The 17,031-nt window shown below is 42.0% G+C and carries 14 protein-coding genes; 7 read left to right on the top strand and 7 right to left on the bottom strand.

Translation table 11 applies throughout. From position 1 onward, the window contains the following. Nucleotides 1–69: 69 nt before the first annotated feature. On the bottom strand, nucleotides 70–954 hold the full coding sequence (gene nadK / locus NI389_RS02220; protein ID WP_308361393.1) for an NAD(+) kinase: 885 nt from the start codon (nucleotides 952–954) through the stop codon (nucleotides 70–72). Between the two features lie 88 nt (nucleotides 955–1,042). On the opposite strand from nadK, the gene NI389_RS02215 reads away from it, so the two are divergent. Beyond that, on the top strand, nucleotides 1,043–2,050 hold the full coding sequence (locus tag NI389_RS02215) for an HrcA family transcriptional regulator (protein WP_308361392.1): 1,008 nt from the start codon (nucleotides 1,043–1,045) through the stop codon (nucleotides 2,048–2,050). Beyond that, nucleotides 2,043–2,630, top strand: a complete 588-nt coding sequence (gene grpE, locus NI389_RS02210; RefSeq protein ID WP_308361391.1) for a nucleotide exchange factor GrpE — start codon at nucleotides 2,043–2,045, stop codon at nucleotides 2,628–2,630. The genes NI389_RS02215 and grpE overlap by 8 nt, the downstream gene beginning before the upstream one ends. A 37-nt stretch (nucleotides 2,631–2,667) precedes the next feature. Here the strand turns inward: grpE and NI389_RS02205 are convergent, their stop codons facing one another. After that, nucleotides 2,668–3,831, bottom strand: a complete 1,164-nt coding sequence (locus tag NI389_RS02205) for a Bcr/CflA family multidrug efflux MFS transporter (protein ID WP_308361390.1) — start codon at nucleotides 3,829–3,831, stop codon at nucleotides 2,668–2,670. Nucleotides 3,832–4,081: 250 nt separating this feature from the next. Here NI389_RS02205 and NI389_RS02200 point away from each other — a divergent pair, with 250 nt between their 5' ends. After that, nucleotides 4,082–4,882: a M48 family metallopeptidase gene (locus NI389_RS02200; protein WP_308361389.1), complete on the top strand. Its 801-nt coding sequence runs from the start codon at nucleotides 4,082–4,084 to the stop codon at nucleotides 4,880–4,882. A gap of 174 nt (nucleotides 4,883–5,056) precedes the next feature. Here the strand turns inward: NI389_RS02200 and NI389_RS02195 are convergent, their stop codons facing one another. Next, the gene (locus tag NI389_RS02195; protein ID WP_308361388.1) at nucleotides 5,057–6,058 is read right to left on the bottom strand and encodes a hypothetical protein; all 1,002 of its coding nucleotides are present in this window, start codon (nucleotides 6,056–6,058) and stop codon (nucleotides 5,057–5,059) included. A 183-nt stretch (nucleotides 6,059–6,241) separates the two neighbouring features. Beyond that, nucleotides 6,242–9,934 (bottom strand): PAS domain-containing hybrid sensor histidine kinase/response regulator, encoded by a 3,693-nt coding sequence (locus NI389_RS02190; RefSeq protein WP_308361387.1) that lies wholly within the window; start codon nucleotides 9,932–9,934, stop codon nucleotides 6,242–6,244. Nucleotides 9,935–10,048: 114 nt separating this feature from the next. Between NI389_RS02190 and NI389_RS02185 the strand changes: the two genes are divergently transcribed. Beyond that, complete coding sequence (locus tag NI389_RS02185; protein WP_308361386.1) at nucleotides 10,049–11,170, top strand: response regulator; 1,122 nt, start codon at nucleotides 10,049–10,051, stop codon at nucleotides 11,168–11,170. Nucleotides 11,171–11,346: 176 nt separating this feature from the next. Then, nucleotides 11,347–12,189 (top strand): isopenicillin N synthase family dioxygenase, encoded by an 843-nt coding sequence (locus NI389_RS02180; RefSeq protein WP_308361385.1) that lies wholly within the window; start codon nucleotides 11,347–11,349, stop codon nucleotides 12,187–12,189. 35 nt (nucleotides 12,190–12,224) lie between these two features. Here the strand turns inward: NI389_RS02180 and NI389_RS02175 are convergent, their stop codons facing one another. Both NI389_RS02175 and NI389_RS02170 read right to left on the bottom strand, forming a co-directional pair. Continuing rightward, a complete protein-coding gene (locus NI389_RS02175) occupies nucleotides 12,225–13,205 on the bottom strand; it encodes a 2-hydroxyacid dehydrogenase (protein ID WP_308361384.1) in 981 nt (326 codons plus the stop codon). Next, entirely contained in the window at nucleotides 13,171–13,686 is a 516-nt protein-coding gene (locus tag NI389_RS02170; protein ID WP_208843455.1) for a glutathione peroxidase, read from the bottom strand. The genes NI389_RS02175 and NI389_RS02170 overlap by 35 nt, the downstream gene beginning before the upstream one ends. Nucleotides 13,687–13,810: 124 nt before the next feature. Here NI389_RS02170 and NI389_RS02165 point away from each other — a divergent pair, with 124 nt between their 5' ends. Continuing rightward, nucleotides 13,811–14,695 (top strand): NAD(P)-dependent oxidoreductase, encoded by an 885-nt coding sequence (locus NI389_RS02165; protein ID WP_308361383.1) that lies wholly within the window; start codon nucleotides 13,811–13,813, stop codon nucleotides 14,693–14,695. A 19-nt stretch (nucleotides 14,696–14,714) separates the two neighbouring features. Here NI389_RS02165 and sbcB read toward each other — a convergent pair whose 3' ends face one another. Further along, on the bottom strand, nucleotides 14,715–16,154 hold the full coding sequence (gene sbcB, locus NI389_RS02160) for an exodeoxyribonuclease I (RefSeq protein ID WP_308361382.1): 1,440 nt from the start codon (nucleotides 16,152–16,154) through the stop codon (nucleotides 14,715–14,717). Nucleotides 16,155–16,290: 136 nt separating this feature from the next. Here sbcB and NI389_RS02155 point away from each other — a divergent pair, with 136 nt between their 5' ends. After that, nucleotides 16,291–17,031, top strand: a complete 741-nt coding sequence (locus tag NI389_RS02155) for an ABC transporter substrate-binding protein (protein ID WP_308361381.1) — start codon at nucleotides 16,291–16,293, stop codon at nucleotides 17,029–17,031.

The following is a 17,031-nucleotide window of genomic DNA, read 5'->3' as shown; positions in this document are numbered from 1 at the left end:
TAAAAGTACCTATAAATACTACAAAAATTACAAGCTATTTTGCGCTAAAAGCGAATGGCTCGCAACTGATTAAAAGAGTCGGCTGCCCCAATTCAACTTTTGTCGTAACACATTGTAATAAGAATATGATTTAGGGTGAATAAGTCGTAACTTTCTGTCTGCTTTTCGTACAACAACTTCGTCACCAGGAAGGAGTGCGAGGACGACATGGCTGTCGCAACTAACTTGCAAACTTGCCGAATTTTCTAAACTTAATTTCAAGCGAATGGATTTATCCGCATCAACGACCAGAGGACGACTAGATAACGTGTGTGGAAACATTGGTACCATGGCCATTGCATTCAATTCAGGGGTTAAAATTGGCCCTCCACCAGATAGCGAATAGGCGGTAGAGCCAGTAGGTGTGCATACAATGAGGCCGTCAGAGCGTTGTGAAAAGACAAAGTCATCATCAATGAATGCTTCAAATTCGATCATATGAGCGACTTTATCTGCATGCAGCACCGCTTCATTTACGGCAGCGTTTGCACTTTTAAGCTCTGCATGTCGGTAAACTTCTACTTCTAATAAAAAACGTGATTCTTCAATGAATTCGCCTCTTAATACCTGTTCGAGGCTTGCTTCAAAACCATCAGGATTCAAATCAGTTAAAAAGCCAAGGTTACCTCGGTTTACACCAATTACTGCCACATCAAAACGTGATAGCACGCGAGCCGCACCGAGCATATTACCATCGCCACCAACAACAATGGCCAGATCTGCTTGTTCACCAAGCTCAACGAGACCCCGCAGACAATTGTTGTCGATATAATCTATTTGCTGTCCGACACGTTCCTCGACTAAAACCCCAAACCCTAATGCTTGCAAAAAGGTATAAAGGCGGTGTAATGTCATCGCCGCACCATCATGGTTTGGTTTACCGATAAGTCCTATCGTTTTGAAAGGGGATGTCATGATGTTCCATTATCCTAATGTGATTGTTGTAAGCGTAACCGAAATTGGTGTCTCTTGAAAATTAAAAACGTGCCCAAATAACTAGAATATGAATATTAGTCCACGTGATCAGCTTGTCTTTTCGGCAGTCATGAGCCTCTACTGTGATGGCCATGGCATCCCCGTAGCTTCATCAAAATTGGTGAAGCAGACCGGCATGGCCGTTTGTTCAGCAACGGTTCGAAATGCAATGGCGCGTCTTGAAAAGGCGGGGCTGTTGTATTCTCCGCATACGTCCGCCGGACGAGTCCCGACAGAAGATGGTTTCAAGTTCTGGTTTGAGCAATTTTTTGAATTAGGTGAACTAGGGCAATATTGGCAACCGGAGCAGTCTCAGCTTGTCGAGTTCGCGCACACGTTGTCGCAAAAGTACAAAGTGTGCTGTTGCGTGGGATTACCCCAAGTGAGCAGTCAAACGGTTTTTCGCGTTGAGATTCTTGATTTTGATGCAGACACGTGGCTGGTCCTTCTAATAGACCGTTCGGGTCAATCAAATAATATTTGTATAAATAAACCCGATCAAAACTCCGATCTACTACGCTATCAGTTTGCAACGTGGTTAAACACCGTATTTAGCCAGCAAAGTCTCATGGAGGGGTTGCATCGAATGCGTGCTATGGCAAACACGGCACCAGCACAATGTAAGCTCTTACTGGCGCAGTGGACTCGTGTACTTGCGCAGCAATTAGGTAGCGACAACAGTATCGTAGTGGGTGAACGTCATCTCTACAATCAATTAGAGCTGACAAAGGAATTGCAAATTGGGGTGAATCTATTGCATTGGATTGAAGACAGATTAGCGTTTAAGAATGGTGTCTCTGTGCTTCTTCCGCATGATCTACCTTATAGCGAATTTAAAGATTGTATTGTACTCAGCGTGCCATATTTCGCGAATTTAGAGTATCAAAGCCGTTTTTGTATTATTGCGCCGAGAATGACGGCGATTGAATCTTTAATTACAGAATTTGGTGCAATTGGTGAAATTGGGGTTGAAACCCAAAAATCCATCCCCATAATTACGGCAATTGTTAGAATTGGAGAAGTTTCCCATGTCTGAACAGACAAATACAGAACAGCAAAAAGATGTTGTAGAAGAAGTTTTAGAATCAACTGAAGGTCAAGAGCCACAAACAGAACAGGTTGAGCTAAGCCCAGAAGAAGAAATTGCTGGTTTGTATGCTGAGTTAGAAGCAGCGAAGCAAACAATTAAAGATCAACAAGACAGCGTTCTTCGTGCTGCTGCAGACGTTGAAAATATGCGTCGTCGCGCTGCACAGGATGTTGAAAAAGCACAGAAATTTGCACTTGAGAAGTTTGCAAATGAACTGTTACCGGTGCTTGATAATCTAGAGCGCGCTATTGAATTTTCAGATAAAGAAAATGAGACATTGAAGCCTGTGCTTGAAGGTATCGAAATGACTCTGAAAAGCTTCACTGATGCGGTTGCAAAATTTGGTGTTGAGCTTGTTAACCCTCAAGGCGAAACGTTTAATCCAGAACTACATCAGGCGATGGCAATGCAGCCTAGCAACGATGTAACACCAAACACAGTCCTTGCGGTAATGCAAAAAGGTTACACACTGAACGGTCGTTTACTGCGCCCAGCAATGGTTATGGTATCGAAAGCGGCTGAGTAATTAGCGCAACGCTTGGATAAATACAGTAAAAAAGCACCTAAAGGGTGCTTTTTTGTTTCCATTGACACGCCAATGTGAGTACCAAAGCGCTCAGCATCATAAGCGAAAAAGCACGGGCATCTTGCGGTTGAATAAACGCAAGAAGTGGGCCGACAAGCGCTCCGCTACCAAATCGTAATGTGCCAATGACTGCAGTTGCAGTTCCAGATTTGTGTTCAAACGCGATTAAAATCAGTGCATCGGCGTTACTTGCAATGACACCCAATGCCATCATCACTGGTGCAATAGTAAGTGCTGTAGGATATAGACCTAAGTCAAAGAAACTGACTAAGTTCAAGCAAATGGCGCTAAACAAACCAAAAGCAAGGCTGATATAAAGCATTTTACGTGAACCAAATCTCGTCACCACGCGTGTATTGATAAAATTACCCAGTGTTAAGGCAATAACGTTAAACGCAAATAAAACACCGAACCATTTTTCAGATACCTCAAAATGTTCAAGATAAATAAATGGAACCGAGGTTAAAAAACAAAAGAAACCAAACGAAACAAGCATAGACGTAAGGATATCAAAGCGCGCATTCTTTTCACTAAGTACCTCTTTATAATTATCAATAAAGAGCGCCAAACCACGCTTAGTCGAAGGTTTTCTTGGAATATCAATCAGTTTAAATTGTACTAATACTAATGTGATGACGGCATAGAGCGATAAGCACCAAAAAATCGCGCTCCAGTGCCATTGCACCATTAATGCGGCCCCAACAGTCGGTGCTACTAATGGCGCAATCATCATAATCATTGAAACATAAGACATGCCCTTTGCCGTATGTTCTTGATACAAATGACGTACGATGCCAGGGATCACAACCGTAGCTGCAGCCCCTGTAAATGCTTGTACACCTCGCAATGCCCAAAAAACAGTAATATCATCGACAATAGCAAGGAGCGCTGAACTGATAGCAAACCCAGCCAGACCAAAACGAGCTAGTGTACGACGTGAATGTTGATCTGCGAGAGGTCCAAAGATAAGCATGCCAAGGGCGTATCCTGCCAAGTAAATACTAAGGGAAATTTGCACATTTTCCATGCTCGTATTGAGTTCGTTGGCAATCGTGAGCATGGCAGGGAGGTACATGTCGATGGCGAGTGGTGTTATTGCCACCACAGCGGCCAGCAGTGGGAGCAAACGTTTTTGAGCCATTAAAAATTCGTCTTGAAATAGGAGAGGCGACTAGTTTAACAGGAAACGATGACAAATATCGTCGATAAGCGACAACATCAGCAATAAATAGGTTGAAAGGAATTTCACGGTTTAATCACCTATTTGTAATTTGAGTCGTTCGTCATTTCAAGGCATTATAATCATAAAAGCACCCTTTCGAGGGGACAGTTGTGAAAGTTGTCTTAACTTAAGCCGACAGGTTTTTTCTTTGGAGAACAAGGGAACGTATATGAAAAATTGGGTATTGGGTTTGTGTATCGGTGTTTTGGTTTGTGGGTGTAAAACATCGCCGACAGGGCGCACACAAATTGCGTTGTATTCTTCCTCCCAAATGGCGGAACTTGGCAACGCAAGCTTTGAAGAACTGAAAAAGTCGACGCCGATAGAAAACGAACCGACGGTAAACACGTACGTCCAATGTGTAGCAAATAAAATCATAAACGAACTACCAAATGAATTGCGAAACCAGCAATGGGAAGTTGTAGTGTTTAAAGATCCAACTGCCAACGCTTTCGCACTCCCTGGTGGTAAAATTGGTGTACATACCGGTTTGCTCGAAGTCGCAAGATCACAGCACCAGCTAGCAGCTGTTATAGGTCATGAAGTAGCTCATGTTATTGCTGAACATGCAAACGAACGTATGTCTCAAGGAGCATTGGTCCAAACGGGTTTACAAATTGGTAGTGCCGCTTTGCAAATGGGGGAGGTGCAATACCGTGGTGAAATTATGCAAGCACTAGGACTTGGTGCGCAACTTGGCATTGTTTTACCGTTTAGTCGTAGCCATGAAAGTGAAGCAGATATTGTTGGTCTTGAATATATGGCAAAAGCAGGATTTGATCCCAATGGCGCTGTTTTACTTTGGGAGAACATGAATAAAAACGCGGGTGAACGCCAGCCTGAATTTTTGTCTACGCACCCGGCGCCTGAAAATCGGATGAGTAAACTCAAACAAGCTTTACCAAAGGTTTCCCCATTATTAGAGCAAGCAAAAGCGGAAGGTAAGCGCGCCAATTGCAAAGCGGTGTGATTTAGTTTGTTTGCTACCTAGTCTGCCAATTGATTTGCCTTGCTCGTCAAATTGACGGCAAGGCAAATCTCACTAACTTTCAATATTGAGATTATTTCATAAAAGCCATATGGTTAGCGCAGACACTTACAGTGGAAATCGCTACGCTCCGACCATAATCAGCTTAGCCAGTATTTACAGTCTTGAGTCATCAAGGTTGACAAATTGAATACTTGGTTGAGCTTGGCACCATTCCCACGCCATTTTGGCCACATTGTGCGTGCCTAGCGTGGTGTGTGCTTGCTGCCACTGTTTTAAACCTATTTCCATTATTTTGTTGTCAATTTGGTCTAAAAAGGTGCCATGAGATGCAGAATAAAGCGCCCGAAGCTGTTGTTGATTCTGTTCGTCGGTAACGGCAAATGCTCTAGGCTGACGTTTTACTGAACCAATAGTTTCGGCTACCAAAGTTGCATCCGTGGTCATATGTGAACAGATAACCCACTGGCTCCGCTTTGCTTCACGCACGTTTTCAGGCAAATGAGCAAACGTAGGTGGACTATCTGTCCAAGGCTGTTCCAGATCTGTTGGTAGGTTATGTACTTCGTGTTTTTCTAATGGCTCGAGTGTTTTGTTTATTTTGCGCATTTCCGCATTCATTATTTCGAGATCTCTGACGTTTTCTGATTCTTGTGCATCATAAAGAGACCCTAGTTGCCCATTTAGTTCATCTATTTGGGTTGCAATCGAATCAAGTCTTTGTTGATCTTCTTCGCTCAGCTCATCACTATTTTCAAGCTTAGCTTGTTCAAGATTAAGCTCCTCAAGCTGGCGTTCAACAAGTTCAATCTGTTCACTTGAGTCTGGCCCTAGTTCCTCTTCACAGATCTCTAGTTGCGTTTTACTTAACCCCGTAATTTTTTGTATGCCAGTGAAGTAGCACGATTGAATACTCGCAGGGTCGGCGGTAAGACATTTAGGCAGTAATGCTTTATATCCGTTCGCGATGACTTCCTCCGACTTGTTGCTGCATTTAGCAAGTTGAGCAAATGTACCATCTGCACGTAACATCGCCATTTCTGCATTTACATTGAATTCAAGTTGTTCCGGCATCATTCGCATGGGGCTTGATGCACTAGCTCCAAAGATACTAAGTAGTGTTAGGGAAAAAGTGGCGGCTTTAGAGTAGCTTTTCATGTTCATTTCATTCCTTTTGAACTTGCGCTGATATGAGTTCCTGTTCTCATTTAGTCCAATTTGACTCTCGATGTGAGACAATTGATTAAAGAACTGCCTATTTTTGCTCGAAAAAGCGATGTTGTTCAACATAAAAATAAAACCTAGCTGCATTAGCAAGATCGAATTTTCAGCCCTAAGTCCTTAATGTAAACGTTGATTTATATTTCTGACCTTCTGTAAAGCGTCGTCAAATTCGAAACGTGTAATTAAGGTCTTCACAAGTTCAATTTCATCTGGGTCAATCGTGGTGATAGTGGATAACCCTTCAGCAAGGTCAAGCGCTTCTGTATTGTAATCAGCCAATGCGGTTTCAAGGTCGTCAAGAAGGGCTTTCGTATTTAGTGTAGGTTGTATGGCAGGTTTAATAACGTCTACTCGTTTCATTTCATTAAGCACTTCAAGCTGTGAGCGCACGTATGAAATAAGTGTATCGATGTCTTCGAGGCGTATTGTTTGGTCTTTAACCTCTCTTTCGAGCTTCTTACATTGCTCTGCAAGATAATGAATCGACAGGTTTGCACTTGCCCCTTTTATTGCGTGCAGCAATTGGTTCGATAAGTCGGTATCGCCAATCGAAAGAGCCTGTTGCAAATTAATTAGTTCTTCGCTTTGCTGGCGCAGAAACTTTTCAAGGATTTGAAAATAAATGTGGGGATTGCCTGCGGCTCTGTCGATACCTTCTTTTATGTTAATTCCGACCAGTTCACCGATTTGTTTTTCTTCCTGTGCTTCTTGAGAAGGAGGAGACGTATCGGGTTTTGTTACCGTGGTTTCATTTACCGCCGATTTTCCAATGCAATTTAAAATGGATGACTCTAACTGTTGCAAGTCAATGGGCTTTGCAATATGTCCATTCATACCGGCAGCAAGGCACTTATCAACGTCCTCTTGCATGGCATTTGCGGTCATCGCTAAAATAGGTAAGCTTTCTTGTGTCCAAACTTTACGAATTTCATGGGTCGCGGTTAATCCGTCTACTTCAGGCATTTGCATGTCCATCAGAACCACATCAAACGTTTGAGTGGTTACTTTTTCAATCGCCTCGCGACCATTATTTGCTACATCAACTTTTGCACCATAGTGTTTAAGGATTTCAACAGCAATCTCTTGGTTAATAGGTTGATCTTCCGCAACGAGTATAGTTAAACCTTCAAAAAGTTTCGATTTATCAATCAAGTTTTGTGGTTCAGGTGACTTAGCAATTCCAAAACCCGTGCAGCTTACAACCGCATCATATAAATAAGATGGTGTTGCAGGCTTAAGCACTATACAGTCTATGGCCGCCTTGTCGTTATCTTCAATATTCAGATCTCTTCCATAGGCCGTAATGAGCACATATTTCGTGTCACGATTTTTTTGTCGCTGGTTTTTAATGAACTCGATACCGTCGACATCACGCATTTTCCAATCAATAAACGCGATATCGATCTTTGATTCATTAAGTATTCTAGATGCTTCTTGCACGTCTGTCGTACTCGATACATATAACCCCATGGATTCGAGTAACTCATGGGTAATAGCAAGTGCTTGCACATTATCATCAAGGACTAATGCGTTTATACGTTGCGTAAATCTTGCAGGAAGGACTGGCTCTGCCGTTTTATCCACAGCCTGAAGCTCAACGATGAAATAAAACTCAGAGCCTTTGCTAAGTTCACTTTCTACGTATATTTCGCCATTCATCAACCGCACAAGTTGTTGTGAGATAGTCAAACCAAGTCCCGTACCACCGTATTTACGAGAAATCGAGGTGTCCGCTTGAGAAAAAGATTGGAACAGCGCTTTTTGCTGATCTTGACTCATGCCTATCCCAGTGTCTTTGACACTGAAACGAACATAAGTAATTTCATTGTCTTGTTTCTCTAAATTTACGCTTAAGGTTACTGAGCCTGAGTCGGTAAACTTCACAGCATTGCCGGCTAAATTAATTAGGATCTGACCTAGTCTTAGAGGGTCTCCGATGTAATAGTCAGGTAATGCGGGATCAAGTTTTATATGGAAATCAATGTTTTTCTCATCTGCTCTAATTTCGGTAATGCTAGACACATTTTCGATCACTCTTTTGAGTTCGAACTGTGTTCGTTCTAGGGTGAGTTTACCAGCTTCAATTTTAGAGAAATCGAGAATGTCATTAATCAGCGATAACAATTGCTTTGCAGCATTATTAATTTTGCTGACATAGCCATATTGTTTATCGGACATTTGAGTTTTAAGTGCGAGGTGAGCCATTCCTAAAATAGCATTCATGGGTGTGCGGATCTCATGGCTCATATTGGCCAAAAACTCACTTTTCACTTTTGTCAGTCTGTCTGCCTCTATCTTTGCGTCGATGAGTTCTTGCTGCAGTTGATTACGTTCAGTCACATCTAAGAACATGCCGACGATGCCTTGGATATCGCCATTGCCATCAAAAAACGGACCTTCGAATACAATAATATCTCGTGCAGAACCTGAACCATCCAATAGGTTGAGTTCATAACGCATCTCACGACCGCTTTGCAAAATTTCAGTTTGTTTTTCAGCAAGCATACTGGCGACGTGTGGAGGGTAAACTTGATCGAGTGTTGATCCGACGATATCCATTTCAAATTGGTCGAAGAAGTCTAAAAACGCTTTATTTACACCAATAAATTGTCCTGATTTTTCTCGGTAAAATGTGGGATTGGGTATTGCATTAATCATCGAATGGGTTAATTCAAGTTGGTGCGCTAAGGCTTTTTCAGTGTTTTGACGAAGCGTAGAGTTTTCATCACGCTCAATGGCGACGCTTAAATCTTTCACCACTTCTTTAATCAAGTTGATTTCAGCTTGTTCAAGAATTCGCAAGCTTGGAAAATAAAGCAGACAAAGCACGTTGTCGGTGTTTTTTAACGCGAAGCCATAAAGCAGTTTAATCTTCAATGTTTCATTGCCGAATATAATGTTCAGCGATTGGTTACTTGGGCTGTACGTTTGATAGTTATCCTGCTTCACGGTTGCTTTAAATAAAGGGTTTTCAGCATCCACAAAAGGGACTTTACCTTGTCGTGCAATGACATCGAGTTGATTGTCACTGATATTCAAAATCGAAATTCCGGGCAGTCCAATATGCTTTACTAGGTAACCTAAGCACAGGTCAGTGTAAGTTTCTAAACTTTCAGTCGAACGCAGTTTTTCATTAAGTGCAGAGAGTAACTTCGAGTGCTGAATTTGTTGAGTGGAATTAAAAAACATTCGTTTGACTGCTGACGCAATGGTTTTGAGCTCTTTTGCATGAAAATCTGGAATTTCAATAAGCGTATCTTCATTAGATTGTTGACTAATATGAACGAGAAAGCGTTGCAATGGTTTTAAATAAAATAAATACAAAAGCAGCGCGAACAACGCAAATGATCCTGCAAGCGCCGTGAGCGAGTACGTTAAAGGTAGGTACTTAGATTGTTCAGCGAAGATAGCGTGTTGATTGAGCCAGGGCCAAAAAACATTGCTGAGAGAAAGATACTCTTTAACGAGCAGATCACGATTCGAACTTTGTTCTAACGCGGTTTGAGACTCGAACTTTAATACTTCGTCCAATTGAGTCTGAACTTCAGTGGGGGTCTCTAAAAAATGAAGATTGTGATTTATGTTTTGTAACGTATGAATTCGACTCATTTGCGCAGATTTCCACGCACTTTTATCTGAAAGCGGGGTGTCTATAAGTAAACCCAATTGTTTATTAAGATTTTTGAGTTCGACTTCGATATTTTGTAGTTTAAGGTCTATGCTAGGAGAGGTGTTTAAGGCAGAAAACAACCAAAGAGTAGGGATTATGATGCTGACAAGTAAGATAGCAGACAAGGATTTAAACGACATAACCACGGCTTATTGACCTGACCCTATAATAACCATAGTCGTTTGTGCCTTTTACTCAAGAATTTATCTGAGACTTCACGATAAATTAGGATTGGATAAGGAGTCGAATTCGTAATGCGAGAAATCTTAATTGTTGATGATGTGCCGGAAAATCTTCAGGTCTTGCAACTTATTTTAAAACAACCCAATCATCGAGTACGTGCTGCAACAAATGCGACATTGGCACTCAAACTCGCAAGAGAACATTCACCTCATCTTATTATTACCGATATCAATATGCCTGAAATATCAGGGATAGAGCTTTGCAAACAGCTTAAAGCAGATAAAGGTCTATGTGATATCCCCGTTATTTTTGTAAGCGCAATGACCGATACGGATAATCTGGTTGAAGCTTTCGATGTGGGTGGCGTTGACTACATAACAAAGCCATTTAAACCCGCTGAGATTATGGCCCGTGTCAAAACGCAGTTTTCACTGTTAGACATGAAAAGTTTGCAGCTTTCTCAGGCGCTGTCAGAGCGGATCCGGCAAATGGTGATGGGGATTGCGCATGAAATAAACACGCCTTTGGGGACAAGTATCACGGCAATCTCTCATTTGAATGATATGGTTGCAACAACGAAAGGGCAATATCAAGCACAGCGACTCAGTGCGAATGATATTGAAACGCTTTTTTCGGGCGCAGACGACTGTATCGAATTAACCGAAAGAAATTTAAAACGCGTTAAATATTGTGTTGAGGCGCTGAAATCAATCTCGGTGGCGGATACACAGAGTGTCAAGGAAGCAGTTAATCTTCAGGACGTCTTGGACGGAGTCCAAGTCAAAATAAAACAGAACAAAAGCAATGTACCTTATGAATTAACTATGTCGTTGCCCGATGAAATGGTTTTGATAGACAGAGAAAAATTGGAACTTGCTCTATATCATTTGTTCATCAATTCCCTCACGCACAGTGGTGTACCTGAGATTTCAATTAACATTGTTGCCTATTGTGCACAAAACCAATTACACATTGAATTTAGTGACAATGGAAAAGGCCTACAGGGATTGAGCGTCGAACAGTTACTGACGCCATTTGTTACAACAAAACGAGGTAACTCAGGTCACATGGGACTGGGTGCACCAATCACCTCCAGTATCATTACATCTGGATTAAAAGGTAGTCTTTCCGTGACTTCATCTGATCGAGGACTCCAATGGGCATTTTCAATCCCATGCTCTGCAACTTCTTGATCTAAGTCAATGAGGCATCGTCACCTTTTCGCTCATCGGACATATGTCCTTATGATTGAGGGGGCTTTTCTCTATCCTCGCCCATTATTTAAATCACTGGCGAGTTTAGCCTAACGCTTTGTCTAAGCTTTGCTAAACTAAGCTCACGCAATCATATTCATTGGGTAGATAAAGAGATGCAAGAATTACCTACAGTTGACTACCAAGCACCAAATGCTGCTGAACAGTTCGTTGAATCACTTCGTAACACAGGTTTTGGTGTTTTGAAGAACCACCCAATCCCGCAGTCACTGGTTGAATCTATCTACAAAAATTGGCAAGCCTTTTTCGATTCTGAAGAAAAGCACAATTATTTATTTAGCAAAGAAACTCAAGATGGTTACTTTCCACCCTCTGTTTCAGAGGTTGCTAAAGGTTTTACGATTAAGGATATTAAAGAATACTTCCACGTTTACCCTAAAGGTCGAGTACCTGCTCAATTAGAAGAAGAAATTCGCGAATATTATCGTTTAGCGAATGAGTTCGCATCAACATTGTTAAGTTGGGTTCAAGAAAACGCGCCGGAAGAAGTACGTGCGAAGTTCTCAATTGATCTAAAAGATATGATTGCAAACTCAGATCAAACTCTACTTCGAATTCTACATTACCCACCAATGACAGGTGATGAAGAGCCAGGCGCAATTCGTGCAGCAGCGCACGGTGATATTAACTTACTCACCGTATTACCAGCAGCGAATGAGCCGGGTTTGCAAGTACAACGTCAAGATGGTAGCTGGTTAGACGTTCCATGTGATTTTGGAAACCTGATCATCAATATCGGTGACATGCTGCAAGAAGCATCGGGTGGATACTTCCCATCAACGATTCACCGAGTGATCAACCCAACGGGTAAGGCATCTGAAAAGTCTCGTATTTCACTACCTCTTTTCTTACACCCTCGTCCGGATGTTGTGTTGTCTGAGCGTTACACTGCAGATAGCTACTTGCAGGAGCGCCTGCGTGAATTAGGCGTTAAGTAAGCAACTGAGCTGCATTACAGAATAAAAAACCAAGTCTATATGACTTGGTTTTTTATTGCCTGTTTGTTTTTCCAAGCAAGTAAGTTATCCACGGTCACTCGCGCAATTTCGCTCAGCGCTTCTTGTGTAAAGAAACCTTGGTGTCCGGTCACAAGCACATTTGGAAAACTAACAAGTCGAGAAAACACATCGTCTTGCAAAATTTCGCCAGAGTGGTTTTGGAAAAAGAGTTCCGATTCTTGTTCGTACACGTCTAATCCCAAGTAGCCGAGTTTACGGCTTTTAAGTGCTCCAATGCAGGCTTTACTGTCTACGAGAGCACCACGGCTTGTATTAATTAGCATTACGCCATCTTTCATTTTAGCAAAAGCCGCTTCGTCGATTAGATGGTGAGTTTGTTCAGTCAAAGGGCAATGTAGCGAAATAACGTCGCTTTGAGATAGCAACATATCTAGGTTGACTTGGGTGTAATTACCTTCGCCAATATTTGGGTCGCAAACTAACACATTCGCGCCAAATCCGTTTAATATATTTACTAATGATTGACCTATTTTCCCACAACCAATGACGCCAATTGTTTTTTTAAATAAGTTGAATCCCAGCAAGCCATTTAAATCAAAATTGTCTTCACGAACACGATTGTAGGCTTTATGGGTTTTCCGGCTTAATGTGAGCATTAACGCAACGCAATGTTCGGCAACGGCTTCGGGGCTGTATGCTGGAACGCGAACAACCGAAATGCCGTTTTTCTTTGCTGCGGGCAAATCTACGTTGTTGAAACCGGCACAACGCAGTGCAATGCACCGAATATTCATTTTGGCAAGCGTAGTGATAACGTCCGCGTCTAGGCAATCGTTTACGAAGGCGCAAATAGCGTCAAAACCTGACGCCATAGCTACCGTTTGGTGATTTAATTTTTCTTCAAAATAGGTGATTTCAAGCTCAGGGTATTGCAAAGCAAATTGGTTGAAAAACGGTTTTTCATAGTTTTGCGAACTGAACAGAGCGATTTTCATTTTCTAATAAACCTTCAATGGCGCAATGGAGAGATTCCGGTTTGGTCCTTGGTGCATAGCGAGAGACCAATTGACCCTCAGAGTTTACTAAAAACTTGGTAAAGTTCCACTTAATAGCACGGTTTTGTGCAATGCCACGAGTGTGAGCTTTCAAATAGTTAAAGAGCGGATGTGCATCAGGGCCATTAACCAGTACCTTTTGGCAAAGTGGAAAACTGACTTTGGCTTGAGAGCGGTAGTACTCTCTTAACATCTCACCTTCTAAAGGTTCGTTTTTTCCGAATTGATTGCATGGGAATGCAATGATCTCAAACCCTTTACTTCGATACTTTTGATAAAGTTTTTCGAGTGTGGCAAGTTGAGAAGAGAAACTACATTTACTGGCAATATTAACAAAAAGTACGGTTCTTCCGGTTAATAATTTGAGTGGAAAGGTTTCACCATCAATAAGTTGAACGCTATAGCGATAAATATTGTCCATGTTGCCTTACCTCCATGCCAATGTTAACTGACTAAATATTTTCATAATTTTCAATTGCGATACCCATAAACCTTGGGTATAAAAACTCCATCTTTCGAGTGTACCAATCAAATAGGACAGTTTTATGTCAATTAAAGTAAGTTTTATCGGTCTTGGCGTTATGGGTTTTCCGATGGCGGGGCATTTACAAAAAGCAGGCTACGAAGTGACTGTTTATAACCGCACGACACAAAAGGCTCAAGATTGGGTGACTCAATTTGGAGGACAGTTTGCAACTACCCCGAAAGCTGCGGTCACTGGCAGTGAAATGGTCTTTATGTGTGTTGGGAACGATGACGATTTACGCTCTGTAGTTTATGGCGACGACGGTGTCTTGGCGGGCATGAGTGCAGGCAGTATTTTAATCGACCATACTACAACCTCAGCTAAAGTCGCGCGCGAAGTAGGTGAACGCTGTACTGCTCTAAATATTGCGTTTTTGGACGCGCCTGTTTCAGGGGGACAAGCTGGTGCCGAGAATGGCGCACTGACGATAATGGTTGGTGGCGAGGAAAAGACATTTGCCAAAGTTCAACCAGTAATGGACGCATTCGCCCGTTTTAGCCAATTATTGGGTCCGATTGGTTCAGGCCAACTGTGTAAAATGGTCAATCAAATTTGTATCGCAGGCGTAGTACAAGGTCTTGCCGAGGGGTTGCATTTCGCGAAGAAAGCAGGGCTTGAAGGAGAGAAAGTCATTGAAACCATCTCAAAAGGAGCGGCAGGCTCTTGGCAAATGGAGAACCGTTATAAAACGATGTTAGCGGGTGAATATGAGTTTGGTTTCGCCGTAGATTGGATGCGAAAAGATCTAGGTATTGCACTTGATGAGGCGCGTTCAAATGGTGCAACGTTATCTCTCACCGCCTTGGTCGATCAATATTACTCGGATGTGCAGTCTATTGGTGGCGGACGCTTTGATACATCGAGCCTACTGGCGAGACTCGATGCAATTCATGAGAAAAAATAGGTAGTTACTTTTCCATATATTAAAGGCTTTGTGCGTAGTGATATAAAGCCTTTAAAATTTTTAAATTTCGTTCATTCCCTTCATGTTGATGCACCAAATTCTCAAGCGTGAGCATAAAATCCTCGGCGTTGATACTTGGATTGTCTGTACCGTTAAGTAGTTTGTCTTGACAATATTTTCGCCACTTTTCTAACTCGTCTGGTGAGAGTGACTCAGGCCAGTTTCTGGCTCGATAGCGGAAAAGGAGCGTTGCGTATTTAGCGTCGTCAAAATGCAATGCTAAGTTGCCTAATTGATCAGGTGCGCAGTCGCGGATCACCGCAAATTTAGATTTGTCGGCATGACTCGCAAAACCTTGATAAAGTTGGTAGTCAACATTTGACGATGCCTCAAAGCCGTCGCCATCTGCAAATACGGCTGCAACTTTTTCTCGAAGCTCCGGATGATGTTTGAGAACAGCAAGGTTTGCTAAACATTGCTCTCGATTGATATCTAGACGGGCAGCATTCTCTGGCAGCAGCGTTTTAGCTGGAGCAAGTACTGGACATTTATTCAAATGAACGAGTTTAAGACCGATAGGATGTTCGTCATCTTTAAGTTCAGAACGCTTGGTGTATAGTCGCTGCCTAATTTCATCAACACTCAACTCAATCAGTGGCGTTGGGTCAAAAGCTAGGTTAAACACAACAACTGCATTTTTATTTGCCGGGTGAAAACTCATCGGCGCAATCCAGGTTGTACACCCATGTAACGCACTTATTTTGGATGAGGTATGTACGAGAGGCGTCATGTTAAACACATCGACTAAATTCGAAAGCGCTTTTTTGTTGCGGTTCATTAAGAAAAAGTCGAACAATTTTGGTTGCTTTTGACGAAGCAGTTTTGCCAGCTCAATCGTTGCAATGACATCACTAAGCGCATCGTGAGCTTGGCCGTGCTCGATATTGTTGGCTTTGGTTAAATGTTCGAGTTTAAAACTAGCAGAGCCATCTTCTTTTTCTGGCCACTCAATGCCCTCTGGTCTTAACGCATAACATGCTCGAACCACATCGATTAAATCCCAGCGACTATTGCCGTTTTGCCACTCTCGTTCATACGGATCGTAGAAATTACGATACAGTGTATAGCGTGTTAATTCATCATCGAAACGAATGTTGTTATAGCCGACAACACAGGTGTTAGGTTTGCTAAATTCTTCATGAATACGTGCGATAAACTCAGCTTCAACAAGCCCTTTGCTATTAGCAAGTTGAGGTGTGATCCCAGTTATTAGACATGCCTCGGGGTGAGGCAGATAATCAGGTGCTTGCTTACAGTAAATAATTAATGGCTCGCCAATAATATTGAATTGGCTATCAGTGCGAACACCTGCAAACTGACTTGGTCTATCTTTTTGAGGTGTGGCGCCAAAAGACTCAAAATCATACCAATAAAAAGTAGCTTGGTTGTCGTAATTCATTCAAATAACTTAAAATTTAATAGTGCTTAACGCAGTCATGGCGAGATTATCTCACAGAGCCTACAGCAAGTAAAAAAGCGAACTTGACGAAATGATGTTGATGGCAAAAGCTTAACAGAAATGTTGAGATGATCATTTGAAAGCGATTCTAAGCGTAATATTTCTGGTGCTGTCGTTTTCGCTGTTAGCGAAACCGATAGTCACGCTCTATGTTTACCATCTAAAAGCGCCTTACATTGTTGACATTAGTGAACAAACCGGACTTTATTTTGATGTGGCAGATGTGTTTAACCGATACCAGCAACAAGTTACGTTCCAAACTCACTTTTTACCTCGTAAAAGACTTGATAAGGGCGTAGAAGATGCGTCTCTCGATGGTTTAGTCATGGGGGTAAACCCAATTTGGTTTGGTGATCTTAAGCATGAAAAATACCTTTGGACTTCCGCGGTTTTTGAGGATACCGATGACTTTGTGTCTTTCCATAAAATACCTTTCGAATACGAAGGCGAAACATCTCTTCATCAAAAAACGATAGGCGGGATACTGGGTTATAAGTATTTCGGCGTAGATGAATTGGCTGCTAAGGATTTGCTGACACGTGTCAATACGAACGAAGAAATACACCTTTTAGACATGCTGTTAAAGCAACGGCTGGATGTTGCTATCGTTAGCCGAAGTACACGGCAATATTTAGAAGCGAAGAATCATTGGCTTGGCTTGTTTCATGTTTCAGAAATACCTCATGACCGCTATACACGCCATATCATGGCGTTAAGATCTCGGAATGAAGAATTTGAAATCGTCAACAAACTTCTAGAAAATGAGCAGGTTAAGCGAGAATTAAACCTGCTGTCTTATAAATATCATTCACCGTGA

The sequence above is a fragment of the Pseudoalteromonas xiamenensis genome (assembly GCF_030994125.1).
GTDB classification, from domain to species: Bacteria; Pseudomonadota; Gammaproteobacteria; order Enterobacterales; family Alteromonadaceae; genus Pseudoalteromonas; species Pseudoalteromonas xiamenensis_B.
This window is presented reverse-complemented; position numbering and strand designations above follow the sequence as displayed.

Excerpts from the sequence above, each read along its gene's own strand:
- NI389_RS02185 (WP_308361386.1), top strand. The coding sequence starts at position 10,049 with ATGCGAGAAATCTTAATTGTTGATGATGTGCCGGAAAATCTTCAGGTC.
- NI389_RS02170 (WP_208843455.1), bottom strand. The coding sequence starts at position 13,686 with ATGGACAATATTTATCGCTATAGCGTTCAACTTATTGATGGTGAAACC.
- nadK (WP_308361393.1), bottom strand. The coding sequence starts at position 954 with ATGACATCCCCTTTCAAAACGATAGGACTTATCGGTAAACCAAACCAT.
- NI389_RS02175 (WP_308361384.1), bottom strand. The coding sequence starts at position 13,205 with ATGAAAATCGCTCTGTTCAGTTCGCAAAACTATGAAAAACCGTTTTTC.
- NI389_RS02190 (WP_308361387.1), bottom strand. The coding sequence starts at position 9,934 with ATGTCGTTTAAATCCTTGTCTGCTATCTTACTTGTCAGCATCATAATC.
- NI389_RS02205 (WP_308361390.1), bottom strand. The coding sequence starts at position 3,831 with ATGGCTCAAAAACGTTTGCTCCCACTGCTGGCCGCTGTGGTGGCAATA.
- sbcB (WP_308361382.1), bottom strand. The coding sequence starts at position 16,154 with ATGAATTACGACAACCAAGCTACTTTTTATTGGTATGATTTTGAGTCT.
- grpE (WP_308361391.1), top strand. The coding sequence starts at position 2,043 with ATGTCTGAACAGACAAATACAGAACAGCAAAAAGATGTTGTAGAAGAA.
- NI389_RS02200 (WP_308361389.1), top strand. The coding sequence starts at position 4,082 with ATGAAAAATTGGGTATTGGGTTTGTGTATCGGTGTTTTGGTTTGTGGG.
- NI389_RS02195 (WP_308361388.1), bottom strand. The coding sequence starts at position 6,058 with ATGAAAAGCTACTCTAAAGCCGCCACTTTTTCCCTAACACTACTTAGT.
- NI389_RS02215 (WP_308361392.1), top strand. The coding sequence starts at position 1,043 with ATGAATATTAGTCCACGTGATCAGCTTGTCTTTTCGGCAGTCATGAGC.
- NI389_RS02180 (WP_308361385.1), top strand. The coding sequence starts at position 11,347 with ATGCAAGAATTACCTACAGTTGACTACCAAGCACCAAATGCTGCTGAA.
- NI389_RS02165 (WP_308361383.1), top strand. The coding sequence starts at position 13,811 with ATGTCAATTAAAGTAAGTTTTATCGGTCTTGGCGTTATGGGTTTTCCG.